At 50.4% G+C, this 15,398-nt stretch carries 16 protein-coding genes; 2 read left to right on the forward strand and 14 right to left on the reverse strand.

From position 1 onward, the window contains the following. Nucleotides 1-38: 38 nt before the first annotated feature. From FPL14_RS00785 to FPL14_RS00805, 5 genes are all read right to left on the reverse strand, one after another. Nucleotides 39-1,103 (reverse strand): ABC transporter permease, encoded by a 1,065-nt coding sequence (locus tag FPL14_RS00785; protein WP_182301233.1) that lies wholly within the window; start codon nt 1,101-1,103, stop codon nt 39-41. After that, nucleotides 1,100-1,825, reverse strand: coding sequence for an ABC transporter ATP-binding protein (locus FPL14_RS00790; RefSeq protein ID WP_182301234.1), 726 nt, complete (start codon nt 1,823-1,825; stop codon nt 1,100-1,102). The genes FPL14_RS00785 and FPL14_RS00790 overlap by 4 nt, the downstream gene beginning before the upstream one ends. 424 nt (nt 1,826-2,249) lie before the next feature. Continuing rightward, complete coding sequence (locus tag FPL14_RS00795) at nt 2,250-2,942, reverse strand: DUF3105 domain-containing protein (protein ID WP_182301235.1); 693 nt, start codon at nt 2,940-2,942, stop codon at nt 2,250-2,252. Nucleotides 2,943-3,013: 71 nt separating this feature from the next. Further along, nucleotides 3,014-3,874, reverse strand: coding sequence for a M56 family metallopeptidase (locus tag FPL14_RS00800; protein ID WP_182301236.1), 861 nt, complete (start codon nt 3,872-3,874; stop codon nt 3,014-3,016). After that, nucleotides 3,871-4,287, reverse strand: coding sequence for a BlaI/MecI/CopY family transcriptional regulator (locus FPL14_RS00805; RefSeq protein ID WP_182301237.1), 417 nt, complete (start codon nt 4,285-4,287; stop codon nt 3,871-3,873). The genes FPL14_RS00800 and FPL14_RS00805 overlap by 4 nt, the downstream gene beginning before the upstream one ends. Before the next feature lie 144 nt (nt 4,288-4,431). Here FPL14_RS00805 and FPL14_RS00810 point away from each other — a divergent pair, with 144 nt between their 5' ends. Then, nucleotides 4,432-4,839 (forward strand): FixH family protein, encoded by a 408-nt coding sequence (locus tag FPL14_RS00810; RefSeq protein WP_182301238.1) that lies wholly within the window; start codon nt 4,432-4,434, stop codon nt 4,837-4,839. Between the two features lie 19 nt (nt 4,840-4,858). Here the strand turns inward: FPL14_RS00810 and FPL14_RS00815 are convergent, their stop codons facing one another. The 8 genes from FPL14_RS00815 to FPL14_RS00850 all read right to left on the reverse strand — a co-directional run bounded on the left by FPL14_RS00815 (nt 4,859) and on the right by FPL14_RS00850 (nt 13,764). Next, on the reverse strand, nt 4,859-5,542 hold the full coding sequence (locus FPL14_RS00815; RefSeq protein ID WP_182301239.1) for a sulfite exporter TauE/SafE family protein: 684 nt from the start codon (nt 5,540-5,542) through the stop codon (nt 4,859-4,861). A 30-nt stretch (nt 5,543-5,572) separates the two neighbouring features. Next, complete coding sequence (locus tag FPL14_RS00820) at nt 5,573-7,756, reverse strand: heavy metal translocating P-type ATPase (RefSeq protein WP_182301240.1); 2,184 nt, start codon at nt 7,754-7,756, stop codon at nt 5,573-5,575. A 109-nt stretch (nt 7,757-7,865) separates the two neighbouring features. After that, nucleotides 7,866-9,389 carry a DHA2 family efflux MFS transporter permease subunit gene (locus tag FPL14_RS00825; protein ID WP_182301241.1) on the reverse strand — a complete coding sequence of 508 codons (1,524 nt, stop codon included), beginning with the start codon at nt 9,387-9,389 and terminating at the stop codon, nt 7,866-7,868. Nucleotide 9,390: 1 nt separating this feature from the next. Next, complete coding sequence (locus FPL14_RS00830; RefSeq protein WP_182301242.1) at nt 9,391-9,927, reverse strand: PadR family transcriptional regulator; 537 nt, start codon at nt 9,925-9,927, stop codon at nt 9,391-9,393. A 311-nt stretch (nt 9,928-10,238) separates the two neighbouring features. After that, nucleotides 10,239-10,439 carry a twin-arginine translocase TatA/TatE family subunit gene (tatA, locus tag FPL14_RS00835; protein ID WP_182301243.1) on the reverse strand — a complete coding sequence of 67 codons (201 nt, stop codon included), beginning with the start codon at nt 10,437-10,439 and terminating at the stop codon, nt 10,239-10,241. Nucleotides 10,440-10,498: 59 nt separating this feature from the next. Further along, on the reverse strand, nt 10,499-11,254 hold the full coding sequence (tatC, locus tag FPL14_RS00840) for a twin-arginine translocase subunit TatC (RefSeq protein WP_182301244.1): 756 nt from the start codon (nt 11,252-11,254) through the stop codon (nt 10,499-10,501). Next, nucleotides 11,251-12,972, reverse strand: coding sequence for a GMC family oxidoreductase (locus FPL14_RS00845; protein ID WP_182301245.1), 1,722 nt, complete (start codon nt 12,970-12,972; stop codon nt 11,251-11,253). The genes tatC and FPL14_RS00845 overlap by 4 nt, the downstream gene beginning before the upstream one ends. 12 nt (nt 12,973-12,984) lie before the next feature. Next, nucleotides 12,985-13,764, reverse strand: a complete 780-nt coding sequence (locus FPL14_RS00850; protein WP_229263734.1) for a gluconate 2-dehydrogenase subunit 3 family protein — start codon at nt 13,762-13,764, stop codon at nt 12,985-12,987. Between the two features lie 298 nt (nt 13,765-14,062). Here FPL14_RS00850 and FPL14_RS00855 point away from each other — a divergent pair, with 298 nt between their 5' ends. After that, nucleotides 14,063-14,590 (forward strand): discoidin domain-containing protein, encoded by a 528-nt coding sequence (locus tag FPL14_RS00855; RefSeq protein WP_229263735.1) that lies wholly within the window; start codon nt 14,063-14,065, stop codon nt 14,588-14,590. Nucleotides 14,591-14,673: 83 nt separating this feature from the next. Here the strand turns inward: FPL14_RS00855 and FPL14_RS00860 are convergent, their stop codons facing one another. Further along, complete coding sequence (locus FPL14_RS00860) at nt 14,674-15,330, reverse strand: nucleotidyl cyclase domain-containing protein (protein ID WP_182301247.1); 657 nt, start codon at nt 15,328-15,330, stop codon at nt 14,674-14,676. Nucleotides 15,331-15,398: the final 68 nt, after the last annotated feature.

Genomic DNA, 15,398 nt, shown 5'->3' on the forward strand with positions numbered 1-15,398 from the left:
CAATTGAAATTATCGCGCGATCTGCTGCTGGACTGCCGTCAACTATGACGATAATCGGATTTACGGTACTTTTTCAAGGCTAACGCGTTTAGTACGATGAAGATAGCCGCAAATAACGCCAGAACGATCAAATCGCCAATGATCTCGCCAAAGCCCACCCCGCGGTACATGACTCCTTTTAACGCATCGGCCGCATAATAAAGCGGCATGATCCGGCTAACGGCCTGCAACCAATCCGCCATTCCGTCCATCGGCACGATTCCCGCGAAGAAGATCTGCGGAACGACGACGACGGGAATAAATTGCACCATCTGAAACTCGGAAGCCGCGAAGGTCGACAGCAATATTCCTAACGATAACGCGACCAAAGCGAGCATAAAATTAATAAGCAGTACATTCCAGATGGAACCGACAAGGGAAATATCCAATACGTTCACGGCAAACAAGACGACGATGACCGTCTGGATTACGGCGAATATCCCGTATCCGGCCAAATATCCGCTAATCAATTCTCCCCGGCGGATTGGAGTGGACATTAACCTCTCCAGCGTGCCGGTCGTTCTTTCGCGCAGCAACCCGATACCGGAGATCAGGAAGACGAAGAAAAACACGAAGAACCCGACAAGAACGGGACTGAGAACGTCGAAAAAAGTGGTCTCGCTGTCGCCGTACACATAACTTGTCTCTAAGGTGACGAGTTGGCTGCTCATTGATGGCAATGCGGCATGAATGGCTACGCCGGCGATTGCTTGGTTTACTTGCATCTGCAGAGCCTTCGCTCTGGACGGATCGCTATTTACAAGCAGCAAAGTTAGCTTGCCTTCCGAGGATCGCAGAACGCCGTCCAACTCATTCTTCTCGATCGTATCATTCTCATCGCTTTGAACTTCCACAAGCTTTATTTTTACTTGCTCCAGAGCTTGGGACAGAGGCCGTTCGACGTTGATTATACCCAGCTTAGGTTCAACTCCGCCTACATTCCCGTTAAAGACGAAATGCATTAGAGTCAGGATGAGTAACGGAGCAACGAACAATAAGGCTAACGTGCGTTTATCCCGCGCCATTTGCTGCATAATCCGCTTTATTAACGCGCCCGTTCTCATTGCCGTTTCCCCCCGGCGCTCAAAAATACTTCCTCAAGGCTGATTACGCCGTATTGCGCCATTAACTCTCCGGGCGAACCGGTTGTTAAAATCCGTCCTTCTCTAACCATCACGAGACAATCGCATCTTCCGGCCTCGTCCATGACGTGGGTTGTTACGATTATCGTTTTGCCTTCGGCGTTCTTCAGTCGCAATAACTCGTTCCAGATAGATAACCGCAGCTCGGGATCGATGCCGACGGTCGGCTCGTCGAGAATAAGCACTTGAGGATTCTGGATGAGGGCAATGGCGAGCGACAAGCGACGTTTCATTCCGCCCGAGTAAGCGGACACCTTTTTGTTCAACTCTCCGGATAAGTGCACCAAGTTGGCGGTATAGGCTATTCGCTCCTTCTGCTCCGTTCTGCCAAGCTTGAACATGGAAGCGAAAAACTTCAAGTTCTCCTCCCCCGTTAACTCCGCGTAGAGGGCGTCGGATTGGGCCATATAGCCCACTTCCTGCAACAGTTTAAGGTTGGGCATTCTCTGCGCCAATACTTGCACCGAGCCTGAATCCGGGATGTCCATGCCGACCATCATTTTGACCAGAGTCGTCTTCCCGGCTCCGGAAGGACCGATTAAGCCATAAATTTGTCCCCTTCGGATAGTCAGTTCGATACGGTCCAGCACGATTTTTTTCCCGTAGCTTTTGCTTACGTTTTGCAGGAGTACGGAGTTTTCCATGGCTTGGCCTCCATTCCTCGCGGAAAAAGCGAGTGATTACTCTCATAGTAGTAAAAGGGCGACTTTAACGTCAATCGAATATTCGCTAATACAAAAGGGGGTGTCCCCAAAGTCATTTCAAAATGACTTAGGGCACTCGGGGCATGTATCTCCTTCCGGTGTCTGTTGCCATTGTGAAATTTTGAATGGGTAAGCTCGCAGCGAGGAAATTTCACAATGGCAAAGGCCAACGCTCCGCTCCTACAGGAGATACATGCCCCTTCTTTTCCTCAAAACAGCTACAGTGGACCAAAATCGCGAAATGGCGACACTGGGACATCTTCCCCAGTATCGCCATTCTTCATTTTCACGTCGTTTTTTGGTTATGCGAGCGATCTCTTAAGTGTGCTTACTTTAGAGTCGGCCCCCTTCATGAATGAATCCTTTACATCGTCCCGCCGCCGCGACGCACGTTGGCCGGAATTTTCTCAGGGCCTTCATTGATATACTCGTAAATGAAAGTACCGGCCTGCTGCTCGTCGTAGGTCGCTAACTCTAATGTTTTGGTCCAGGCATTCAAGATGATTTCCTTGCCTTCCGGTATGTCCGCGCTTGGTACCGCAAGTACGCCCGCTCCCGCTTTGGTGAAGTGGGACAAATATTCGACCGCGTCCTTAATAGCCGAACTTGCGTCCGGACGATAGTAAATCAGGATATCTCCGTGCTCTAGATTATGAACGAGCTCTTCCATGGAAGGCTTGTCCTCGTAGAAACCGAATTTCAGGTCGTGAGGGCTGTGCGTTCCGGACGTCGGAAACTTCATCTCGTACTGAACGGGCATCTCCGTGTGACCGGCTCCGTAGTCGCGATCATTCCGGACTTCGATCCGAGCCTTATAGTTAAGCGTCTCCAAGTCGTATTTGCCTGCCGCGTTCAATAACAAGGAGATCAAGACGAGCACGATCGCAACCCCTAACATGGAATGGGCGGCAACGCGCATTTTTTTGACCTTTTGTTTGATTTCGGCTTTCTGCCCTTTCTTCAATTGACTCGTGTTCTGTTTGTTCCATTTGGAAACTACCCCGTATCCGACAAGAGCTCCGCACAACAATATTGCGCCAACAATGCCTACGATCATTAAAGCAACTCTCCTCTAGCTGTTAGTATACCGCCAACACTACGCTCTGTAGTTTAAGAAAACGAAAAAAATTACATTCCCGCAACGATCATCAACATCAAAACAAGCATCAACATATAGACGGACGTCACCATAGAAACCGCGTCCAGCTTGACCGGAAGGGAACGCTCAGCGTTCACGAGCTGTTTCAGCCTGTAATTGATCGATCCATCGGCGAATTGGACGATTACAGGGGCCGAGCTCGACTTAAACCCTCTTCTGATCAGCTTAAGCATGGCGCTTCCCAAGCCTAACTCGGAGCCCGACCTATCGATCGCATACTCGTCGGCCGCAAGCTCGCTAATGATTTTATAGTTTTGATAAGACCAATGAGCGATCGGAATAAACCATAGCGCTTGCGAGATGAATTGCAGAACCAATATTTTGATCCCGTCCCGGTTGATCTGATGAAACGTCTCATGCTCGATGACCGCTCGCAGCTCATTCTCGTCCAGCATCTCCAGCAGAGCGTCCGAGATTACGATTCGCGGATTTCTGAATCCAACCGTGAATGCTAGCATCCGGTCGTTGTTCACGACAACAAGTTCGGAAGGATTCCTATTCAGCCGGCCAAGCAACTTCCGCGTTAGCTGCGGGTTCTCCAAGGCAAACAACCGATTCCTGAACTTACGAACGAGAAAGAATTGCCGCACCGCGGTGACGAGTACGATTAATATCGTATATACGATCAAGGCATTCAGGACGAAAGTAATCAAATGGTACGGAAAAGTATTCGGTTTGAACAATCCGATGCAGACATCGAACACGTTCTTATGCAAGCTGACCCCCCATAACAAATGGGCAACGTACAAGGCCATCTGGCTAAACACGATAAAGGCGGTTAACAAGCTGACGCCTAGGACGAAGGAGGACTGTTTTCTCCGTTGCTTCATTCGGAATTCCTCTTCAAACGTTGAATTTTGAGCTCCAACTCATGGAGCAGATCTTGATCCACGTCCTTCAGTACGTCGATCATATGGTTAAGGACGAGACCCCCGAATTCCTCGTAGAGATTTTCCGTTAGCTTCTTGGATTGCTCTTCGATAAAACGCTCCTTGGATTGGTTGGGCCGGTATAGAGACAATCGGGCTTGCGACCGCTTGACGAGAATGCCTTTGTCGACCAATCGATTCATGACGGTCATAACGGTATTGAAGTTGACAGGCTTGTTTTGTTCCAGCCTGGTCTGGACGTCCTTAATGCTCATCTCCTCGGCTTCCCAGAGCAGCTCCATCACTTTAGCTTCCAACGTCCCGAAAAAACGGTTAAGCCCTACCTCGTTATATTTAAAACTTTTGATATTCAACCCTTCACCCACCTTCCACTACACATTATAGTGTAGCTTTCCATTCGAAACAAGGGACGATCCTTTGCCCAGAAAACGAATCTAGAAGAGATAGCATGCATACACATCTAACGTTTGCAACTAGACTACGAAAGAGGGGATAATATGAAATCTTTTGTCCTGTCCCTATTGCTCTTAGTCGTCATTATCGCGTCCGTGTTCTTTTTGCTGCCTTCGGCTCCTAACGCGGCCGCAAAAACCGATTTCCAAGACGAAAGCGTAAGATTAACCGTCGTCTCGAACGAAGATGCCGCCGAGCGCATGCGCAGAACCTCCTTCACGCTCACCCTGGAAGACCTGAAAGGCCAACCGATTCAACGGGCCGATCTTAAGGTCATCTTGCAAATGCCGAACATGTTATGCGGGAACATTCCAACGGAAATCGTCGAGGATAAACCGGGTTCTTACGTCATTACGGGCATACCGGTCATGCAGGGAAGCTGGGAGGCGCAAATCTCGCTGCGGATGCCGGACAAACTCGTTCGCGTCGATCATCCTTTCTCCACTCATTAATTAACGATGCTAAATATCCTCACCACAGCCAGGGATGAATAGATGGTACCCATCCATTGGCGACGAATCCTTTCATCAACGTTAATATTCCCATCATATAGGCAAGCACAGCTCCAGCCGTTCTCATCCCCTGCTTCCATCTTTTCCGAATGCCTCCGGCAAATAAACCAGTCAAGAGCAATATGGGAAAAGTGGATAATCCGAATACGAGCAGGAGGAGAAAACCTTCCGTCCAAGATCCCGTAGCCGCTGCGTTGATCTGCATCGCATAAGTGAGGCCGCAGGGCAGAAACCCAAGCATTAACCCCGTTAAATAAATACCCGCAAGATCGTATTTTTCCCGGACGACCGCGATTTGCCGTGTAAAAAATGAATGTCCGGGCAACCGATGATGGAAGATGGGCAACGTGTAGCGCCAATAAGTCCATAACAGAATGAGAATGCCTCCAACGATGCTGGCAATGCTCTGAATTCCCACTAAGCCGCCTGCAACGTTCATGAACGATCCCGCAAAGCCCATAAAACCGCCGAGCAACGAATACGTCGTTACTCTGCCGGCATTATAAGCGAGTACGGATTTGAGCGGGGATTGTTTCGCGTTCATCGCGAACGACGAAGCAATTCCTCCGCACATGATGAGACAATGAGGGGCACCGGCCAAGCCGGACAAGGCAGCGATGACTAACGCGTTGCCCGAGCTCATCTTCTTGATCCCCCCATTCTTACTGTAACCTCAACGTTTGTGCAGCTTTTGCAGCCTTAAGGCATTGGCCACGACGGTAATGGAGCTTGCCGCCATCCCCATGCAAGCCAATCGAGGATCCAAATACCCGAGCGCCGCGAAAGGAACGGCTATGACGTTATAGACTGCCGCGATCGTCAAATTTTGTTTGATATTCCCCATCGTCCTGCGACTGATCGTTATCGCGTCCAATACGCCGTACAGACGATCGTTAACCAAGATAACGTCCCCTGCTTCCCTTGCGGAATTAACACCGCCACCCATGGCTATTCCAACGTTCGCGGCAGCCAAAGCCGCCGTATCGTTATTGCCGTCTCCAATCACGGCGACGATTCGTCCTTGATCGCGGAGCTCGCGCACGACGTCCAGCTTCATCTCCGGACTCATGGCCGCGCGATAATGCTCGACTCCGGCTTCTGATGCAATCCGGTTTGCCTGATGCCGCTGATCGCCCGTCAGCATCCATACATCGGCTTGAGCCTTAAGCTTGCGAACGACGAGCGGAGCTTCTTCCCGCAATTGATCGCTTAAGACTAGCCACCCTGCCATCTTAGATTGGATGGAAACATACAGAATCGTCCTTCCGGAACCGGTTGATAAGTTCCAGGGCTGTTCCGTCATAGACATTGGAACCCGCTCCGATTGCATCCATTTGTAATGGCCTACGCGGACCGCTTTACCTTCCACCAACCCTTTCATGCCATTCCCCGGAATCTCCGACACTTCCGCGGCGTCGGGAATGAGGATTCGCCGTTGCTCCGCCGCTTGAACGATAGCCTGCGCGAGCAAGTGTGCAGAATGCTGTTCGACCGCGGAAGCCATTCGAAGCAGATACGATTCCGATTCCATAAGGCTATGAACCGCTATCAAACGAGGTTTTCCTTCCGTCAGCGTGCCCGTCTTGTCGAGCAGGACGTGATTGGTCCTGTGCAGCACTTCCATCGCTCGGCCATCCTTGAAGAGAATGCCGGATTTCGCCGACAATGCGGTCGCGATCAGAATCGAGACGGGCGTAGCCAAACCTAGCGCGCAGGGACAAGCGACCAAAAGCACGGACAGCGCTTGGCGCATGGCAAGCTCGGACGCGTGCTCGTGCGATGAGTACATCCATGCCGCATAAGTCGATATGGAAGCTAGAATCATGAAGGGCACGAAATAAGCGGCGACCCGATCTACTTTGCGCGCGATCATCGGTTTATTGCTCTGCGCTTCTTCTACCATCGCGATCATTCGCGATAAGCGGGAACCTTGCGTATCGGAAGCCGCTTTGATGACAAGGCTGCCGTTCAAGCATCTCGTTCCGCTATAGACGCGATCCCTCGTCGACTTCATGACCGGATAACTTTCCCCGGTCAATAACGATTCGTCGATCTCCGAAGCTCCGGCGACGACGATTCCGTCCGCCGCTATCCACTCTCCCGCGATCACTCGAACGATATCGCCCTTGCGTAATTGTTCGGAAGGAATCCAGCTTTCTTCCCTGCCTCGAACAACGCGCACAAGACGGATCTGCAAATCATGAAGCTCGTTCAAATCCTTTAACGCTTTTCCTTTGGCAATCGATTCAAGCCATTTCCCTAATAGGATGACCGTTAAGATCATGGCGATGGAATCGAAATATAACGGGACGTGCTCCGCCGACCGACTCATGCGAAACAGCTGGTAATGGCTATAGAAATAAGCAGCGGAGGTGCTGATCACGACCAATACATCCATATTGGCGCTTCGTTGTTTTAATGCCTGGTATGCTCCCTGGTAAAAAGGATAACCGATGTAAAATTGCAAAACGGTGGCGATAACCCATTGAAAGTAAGCGTTGTGGAGGATATGGGGAACCCAAACGGCGGACAGCAGCGGCAAATGCGAGAACATACCCCATAGGAGCGGCATTGACAAAATCAAGGAGACGAGGAACCGAATTCGATAGTTGCGGATTTCCGAATCGTTGGCGGCTTTCGGCCTGACCGCCTGTTCGATTCCGTAACCCAGCTGTTCGATTTTACGGTAAATATCGGCTTCTGCGACGACGCTTTGATTCAGTTGAACGGATGCTTGCGCCGTTGCCAGACTAACGGATATCCGATGGACGCCCTCCAGCCGCCCCACTGCTTTCTCGATTCTCGAGGAGCACGCGGCACAGGTCATCCCCGTAATGTACAGCCTTATCGTCTGCAATTCGATCCCTCATCTCGCTCGTCGATTTCGTTCCGGTTTTTCGCTTGTCCTCTAATCTATGACCGGGGAAAAACGTTCAGAATCGTTCTGATCGGAGTGAGGAACGCAATTACATGTGCGCGGCGCCCGACTGCGGCTTCTTCTTCATATCCAGTCTGCCGTTTCCGACGAACAGCGCCGTAATCAAGCCGATTCCGCCGACGCAAATGCTAAGAATAAAGCCATGATTGATCGCGGTTCCAAGCGATTCTTGAAGAAACTTGCGAATCGTCGGATCGATTTGGTCGGCGGCCCGCATCAGCAGCTCCGGATTCGCCAACGTGCCGATTTTGTCCGTCGGTATACCGACTTTGGCCGCGCCGTTCGAAATCAACGTACTCAGATCGTTGTTTACGATAGTCGCCATAATGGATGCGCCCAGCACGCCGCCGATGCTTCGCCAGAAACCGACGATAGAGGAGCTGACCCCCATGTATTTCGGATCGACGTTAGCGGCAATGGAGCTTTGGGCTACGCTCATTAACGGTCCTACGGCACCGACACCGAGCAATATCATCAATGCCATCATATATCCGTTGGAAGCGTCGCTGCCGACCAACGACAGCAACGAGGCTACGATAATCGACATAAGCATGCTGACAAACATCAACGTGCGGAAAGCGAACTTGGACTGAAGGAAACCGAACAGGATCGCGCCGGCGATTAAGGAAGCCATCATGGGCGTTAACGTTCCGTTCGAATTCGGTTGTCCCAATACACCGACCGTAAAGCTCGGCAAATACGTAATCGCCGAGAACATCAGCACTCCTTGGCAGAAGCAAATAATGCTCGTTCCAAGCACCATCTTATTCTTAAAAATGCTTAGCGGAAGCACGGGTTCTTGCGCGCGACGCTCGACTAGTATGAAGAGCGTCCCGACGATCAATGAGGTCGCGAACAAGCTCATTTCCTGCCAGGAGCTCCAAGCGTAATCTTTGCCGCCCCATTCCAGCGCCAACATTAGCGAGACGGTCGTCACGATCAAGAAAACCGTGCCCAAATAGTCGATTTTCGGCTTATGCTCCGAACGGGTTTCCTTCAAAGCGATTATAAGCACGATCATCGCCGCTAGGCCGATCGGAACGTTCACGTAGAAATTCCATCTCCAGCCCAGATGTTCCGCGATAAAGCTGCCTAGCTGAGGACCCGCGACGGACGACAAGCCGAAGATCCCGCCGAATACGCCCGACATCTTCGCCGCGTCCTTCGGATCGCTGAAAATCGTATAAATGATCGTAAAGCTGATCGGGAACAATGCCCCAGACCCGATACCCTGGATAACGCGGAACCAGATCAACTGATCCACGTTCTGCGCGATTCCGCACAAGGCGGAACCGATAAGAAACATCCCGATCCCGATCAAGTAAAACAGCTTTCTTCCGAACAAATCGGACATCTTCCCGAACACCAGCATCGTGCTGGTCGCAGCAAGCATATAAGCCGTGAATACCCAACTGACTTTATCGAACACGTTAAAATCTTCGCTAAGCTTGCTAATGCATGACGCGACGATCGTATTATCCAAGGAGGACATCAGTAGTCCCAATGCCATCGCAACGATAATAAGCCCTCTATTCGAATCTGTACCCGCCATCCTAATCCCTCATCCCTTTATCTAATCGTTCCAAGCTTGCCAATCCCTCGTCGATCGTCTCCAAGTTGGCCTGATATCCTTTGAGCCCCATTTGGATGCAAATTATTTTCGACGGATGCAATTTATTCTTCTGTTGCGCGAAGATTTCGCTTAGGCGATCCATATTGCTCTGCGTCGCCGTTCGAGCCTCCTTCAACCAAGCGATGACTCTGTCTTCACCGACGTATTCTCCGAAAAATAACCTCATCAAAAAATCGGACTTAAAAGACGAGCTTTCCACGGGACTGTCCATATACTCGTTAAACCGCTCTTTGCCTAGTTCCGTTATCGTATAGACGTTTTTGTTAGGCTTCCCTTCCTGCTGCACGTTTTCCTTGGTAATAAGCCCGTCTTGCTCCATCCGGCTAAGCGTAGGATATATCGTTCCGTAACTGGTTTGATAAAAGTAGGTAAACACTCCCTCCAGAGCTTGTTTGATTTCATAACCCGATCGCGATTGTTTCATCAGCATTCCTAAAATAACGTCTTGGCTGTTCAATTCATGGCCTCCTTATCGTTACTCGCCGAATTCGGCGAACAATTCCATTCATTTCCACAAATAATATATCAACCCGATATATATCGGGTCAATATATATTTTCTTAAAAATGTTATTGTTTTAGCTCAAAAAAGAAGCCACCCGAATATACTTATGGGCGGCCTCTTGGCTATTTCTATCGATTGTCATTTTTTACGGGGATGTATCTCCTCTTTTTTATCGATTAAGATAAGAACAATTTCATAAAGACGAAAAATAGCGGTACAGGAATGAGCCCCTGTACCGCTATTATCGAGACATTCGAGTTTTGATTATCTCTTCGCGCTTTCCAATTCAACGACGGTCACTTTCTCGTCTGCTTCTTCATCCACGATTCCTTTCGTGGAATTGCGGAATTCCCGCAACGTATCTCCGAAAGCTCGTCCTAATTGCGGCAGCTTAGCCGGTCCGAAGACGATCAGCGCAATGACCAAAATAATGATCAACCCTGAAATGCCAATGTTGTTAAACATTTCGGAACACCTCCTTCCCGCTGGATAACGAATCATCTAACCGGACTAGCAGGCTTGCATCAGGTCGGGCTGATCTTCATGATCGCTCGCCTGCGGTGGTAACGCACGGAGATGAGCGCGCTGATCTCGAACAACAGAATAAGCGGTACCGTCACCGACAAGTGCGAGACGAAATCCGGCGGAGAGATGAGCGAGCCCAGAATGGCCAAGCCCACGTAGGAAAATTTGCGGACCTGCTTAATCTTGCCGGGAGTCAGCATGCCGATTCTGGTCAGGAACATCATGACGAGCGGCATCTCGAAAGCAATCCCCATCGGCAGCAGGAAGCTCGTCAGGAACGATACGTAATGTTGAATTCCGTAAACTTCGTCGGCGCCGATTCCTTGATTCAGCTTGATCATGAACTTGATCATCATAGGCAGAGCGACGGTGTAGCCGAAGCCGACCCCGAATACGAACAGCAAAAACGAAGACGGCACGTAGAGCAGCGTGTTTTTGGCTTCCGAATCGGTCATTCCCGGACGCGCGAATGCCCATAGATGATACAAGAGCACCGGCAGCGTTAACACGACTCCAACCATTAGCGCGCATTTCATATACACGACTAGTCCGTCGGAGAGCGCGAAGACGCTCCATTGGACTTGTATGCCGCCCAAATGTCCCTTCACGAACGACAAGATCTTAGGCGAGATGTAGAGTCCGAAGCTAAGCGCCGCGATAAAATAAACCGAAACGTAAATGAGTCGCTTGCGGAGCTCCGATAAGTGAACGACCAGCTCATGGTCGAGCGAGCTCGAGCCCTGCCCCGCGCTCAAACGAGCGGCCCGCCTTTCTGCAAGTACTTCTCTACGCCTTCCGCGGTCCGATAAGCCAGCGCGCCTACGGTAGCCGTCGGGTTGTAGCCGCTGTTATGCGGAAAATTGGAGGCGCCGCAGATAAATACGTTCTCCGCATCCCACATTTGCAAATAGTTGTTCACGACCGACGTCTTCGGATCGCTGCCCATTATCGTTCCGCCCGTGTTGTGCGTGGATTGATAGGGTACGATATTGTATTGCCTAATCGTATCGTGTATTTCCGTTTTCGTAGCTCCCATCCCATCCGCTATTTCTTTCGTTTTCGCAGCAATGAACTTTACGAGCTCGATATCCTGCTCTTCGAAGTCGAAAGTCATTCGAATAAGCGGAAGTCCTAATGCATCCTTATATTCGGGGTCGAGATCCAAGTAGTGATGGCGGTAAGGCATGCTCGCCCCTTGTCCGGAAACGCCAAGCACCCGATTGGCATTGTGTATGGAAGCTTGCTTGAATTCCTTCCCCCACTTCGGCGTGTTCAACGGTACCGGCTGATACTGGATCGGACGCAAGCCTGTCTGCGTAAAACGGATATTCGCTCCGTGCAGAAACTTAAGATCGGTGTGATCGAAGTTATCGCCGTTAAAATCATCCAAGCTGCTCCCTAGCGCGCCCGCGCCCATTGCCATGTTGAACTCCCGGTCCTCGTAGAACGCGGAAGTGCTCGCGCCGTTTACTTGATAAGCATAATTTCTTCCTATCGAGCCCGTATCCGTCTTCGGATCATAAGGTTTCCCGAGCTTAGACAGGAGCAGCAGCCTGACGTTGGTGAACACGTATCCTGCCAAGATGACAACGTCAGCCGGTTGAATATGTTCTTCCCCTGTCGGCATGCTCACGTATTTGACGCCGGTCGCTTTCTTGCCGTCATGAATAATCTCCGTCACGTTAGCGAAGGTACGAAGCTCAAGCTTGCCTGTTTTCAAAGCCACGGGAAGCACTGTCACGACAGGATCCGCTTTAGCGCCGTATTCGCAGCCGAACCGCTCGCAAAATCCGCAGTATTGGCAAGCAGCCCGCTCGATTCCGTCCGGGTTTTTGTATGTATCGGACAGATTGGCAGATGGAATGATGTAGGGATGGTAACCGAGCTTTTTGGCGGATTCCGTGAACAGCTTCATGCCGGGCGTCTGTTTCATCGGTCCTGTCGAAAAAGGCTTAGACATTTTGCCGATATTGTCGGGAAGCTCCTTCTCCCCCGAGATTCCCGACATTTCCTCGTACTTGACGAAGTATGGTTCAAGTTCGTCGTAGGTGATTCCCCAGTCCCGAATCGTCATCCCTTCGGGAATTTTCTTTTTTCCATAACGCTCGACCGTCTTGGTATAGATTTCGAAATCGTACGGGAGAAAGCGATAATACTGCCCGTTCCAATGCACGCCCGCTCCTCCAAGGCCATCTCCAAGGAGGAAAGAACCGTATGAACGCATAGGCAGCGCCCGCATTTTCTCCGTATTGCGGAAAGTGATCGTCTCCTTGGACAAATCTTGCATCAATTCGTAACGAGTCGCATAACGCAATTCATCGTGAACATGGTAATAGTCTTGGGTTCCGCGGCTCTTGCCCCGCTCGAGGCCAACCACGTTATGGCCCGCCTTCGTTAATTCGGCGGCGATAATGCCTCCTACCCAGCCCATCCCTACGATAACGACGTTTACTTTCGGAAGTTTGTTCGCCATGTCGATTCCTCCTTAGCCTAACTCCAGATGATCATGCAAGCTTAACGGTTCCAACTTGATAAACTCTTCCTTATCTATTGCGTCGAAGTAACTCATCTGGTTGCCGGGGTAATTGCGCATTTTCCAGCCGGCCATATTCTTGTTGCCGCCGTACAGCGGATCCGAATAGACGCCTTCGATCGTTAAATTTTGCAGTAAATTGAAAAAGGTTGCCGCCGGAACCCCCTTCAATTTAACATCGTTTTTCTCGAAAGCAGTCAACACGGCATCTTGTTCTTCCGGCGTAATTTTCGTGAACGGCTTTTTGTAAGCGTCGTTACTGTAGTCGTTCAATGCGTCTAGTCCAAGCGCTAGCAGCTCTTTTCTCTTAAAGCTTAGCTGGTACCCTTGCGAAGCTTCCGAAGGATGGAATGGCGGCATCATATAATCCCTCGCGTTTGTTCCATAATCGCTAACCATTTGATGGTCGATGAAGAAGGCAACTCCGAGTTCCTTGGCGCCCGGTCCTAGCTCGTCTTTGGGAAATATTCGCTCGGATGCCGCTTCGGCGACCAGGAACTGGTCCTGCGTGAAGTACATCAATGCCTGATTGTAATCCCGATCAGGCGCGGCACCCGGCGTCTCCGGCTGAACCGGCTCCTCTTCCGCTACATTCCCCGTTTTCTTTAAGCTCGAGCCGACGATTCCGCCGATCACTCCGCCGACGACAACGCCTCCAAGCGCCGTGCCCGAGTATTTGAGAAACCTTCTGCGCGATTCGTCTTGGGGCTTTTGCGATTGTTCATTTGCCACTATCGGATCGTCCTCTCTTCCTCTTATGGAAAGAATATAGGGTGAGTGTTTCCCTAGAATTGGTTTTTCATCCAACAAAAAACCGCTTTGTCGAATAAATCTTCTCCTTCGCCGACCTTTTCCGGCAAATTGCGCAAATCCGGCGTGATATACTTTCCATGCGTGCAAACGTATGCACAATGGAAAGGAGGGAGTCGTTGACGAGCTTGCTAGAACATTGCCCGCAGAAAACAGCAGAATTCGAAGGTTAAACCGATTCGATGAAGCATGAATCCAATTAAAAAGGAGAGATGCAAAGATGCGACTGACTCGAAAGCTTCTGAACCGAAGACTGATGTCGATCACTGCCGCATTGCTTATCACTTCCGGACTCGGCGTCATCAGCGCAAGCGCCAGCGGCAACATCATTCCGCTCATGACTTCCAACTCCAACCCGTTGGGGACGGCTTACGCAAGCAGCGAGTGGAGCACCCACGAAGCCTATAAGGCTTTCGACCACGACAACAGCACGTACTGGTCCACGTCCAGCGGAGCATACGGGGAGCTGCGCTTCACCTTCAGCAGCACGAAAAACGTGAAATCCTACACGGTCCGCACCTCATCCCAACCGCTCGGCAACGTGCCGAAGACATGGACGTTCCAAGGCTCCGACGATGGCGTTAGCTGGTCCGTGCTGGATAGCGTATCGTCGTATCTTTACCCGAATTTCACGTACACGTACGACCTTCCTTTTAACAACAGCTACTATGATCGTTACCGGCTCGTCATTACGGCCAACAACGGCGCCTACTCGACATCGGTTGCCGAAGTGCAGATGTTCGAATAGCTTTTAAAACGAAAAAAGTGTCGGTACAGCGGGTTATCCCTGTTACCGGCACTTTTTCTTATGCGTTCCGCTTCCTCTAATCCTTAACCGACCTTAAACTGATATCCGACCCATTCGTGATAACGATAAGGCTGGAATTGCACTTTGAATCCCGTTTCCGAACGTTCGATCTGTTCCTTAATTAACCGATCGACGATAACGACTCCGCTCGACATGTTGGCATATTCCACGGCGCTGGAGATTGCATCGCCGTAATATAACCGATTCATCGGCGCTTGCAAGCCGGTTTGGAAGCCGAATACCGATCCCATGCTAATCCCGATCCCGCAATGAAAGCTCATCTCGATTCCTTCCTCTCTTAAGGAAGGTTGAATCACATTGGTGATCGCGTTAAGTATTTGCATTCCGCATATGCAACTGCGACTGGTAGCATCGGGCTCGGACATTGGGAAAATAGCCGTATAGGCGTTAAGATTCGTTTCGATTAACTCTCCGCCCCATCCCGAAACGATCTGCGAGACAACGGATATAAACCGGAAGACGCCAAGCTGCGTTAAGCTGAGATCTTGCGAATGGTCGCCATTGCGTTTGCCTTGGCTCTCCAAGCTCATATGAAGAACCGCATATTGATCTTCTGTAGGATAATGCTCCGGATGTTCAACCTGACGTTCGACCAACCTTTTAGATTGCTTCATCAGATTGTCGTAAGTAGCTTTAACCGTATCTGTAGTATGGTTCATAAATACACCTCCTAAGATGATGGTTACTGACAATTTCCCGATAAATACGAAAAAGACCCGTATGTTAT

The organism is Cohnella cholangitidis (genome assembly GCF_014107495.1).
Lineage (GTDB): Bacteria > Bacillota > Bacilli > Paenibacillales > Paenibacillaceae > Cohnella > Cohnella cholangitidis.

Coding starts and splice junctions, on each gene's coding strand:
- FPL14_RS00825 (WP_182301241.1), bottom strand. CDS start 9,389: ATGGCGGGTACAGATTCGAATAGAGGGCTTATTATCGTTGCGATGGCA.
- tatA (WP_182301243.1), bottom strand. CDS start 10,439: ATGTTTAACAACATTGGCATTTCAGGGTTGATCATTATTTTGGTCATT.
- FPL14_RS00845 (WP_182301245.1), bottom strand. CDS start 12,972: ATGGCGAACAAACTTCCGAAAGTAAACGTCGTTATCGTAGGGATGGGC.
- FPL14_RS00790 (WP_182301234.1), bottom strand. CDS start 1,825: ATGGAAAACTCCGTACTCCTGCAAAACGTAAGCAAAAGCTACGGGAAA.
- FPL14_RS00810 (WP_182301238.1), top strand. CDS start 4,432: ATGAAATCTTTTGTCCTGTCCCTATTGCTCTTAGTCGTCATTATCGCG.
- FPL14_RS00815 (WP_182301239.1), bottom strand. CDS start 5,542: ATGAGCTCGGGCAACGCGTTAGTCATCGCTGCCTTGTCCGGCTTGGCC.
- FPL14_RS00795 (WP_182301235.1), bottom strand. CDS start 2,942: ATGATCGTAGGCATTGTTGGCGCAATATTGTTGTGCGGAGCTCTTGTC.
- FPL14_RS00855 (WP_229263735.1), top strand. CDS start 14,063: ATGCGACTGACTCGAAAGCTTCTGAACCGAAGACTGATGTCGATCACT.
- FPL14_RS00860 (WP_182301247.1), bottom strand. CDS start 15,330: ATGAACCATACTACAGATACGGTTAAAGCTACTTACGACAATCTGATG.
- FPL14_RS00785 (WP_182301233.1), bottom strand. CDS start 1,103: ATGAGAACGGGCGCGTTAATAAAGCGGATTATGCAGCAAATGGCGCGG.
- FPL14_RS00800 (WP_182301236.1), bottom strand. CDS start 3,874: ATGAAGCAACGGAGAAAACAGTCCTCCTTCGTCCTAGGCGTCAGCTTG.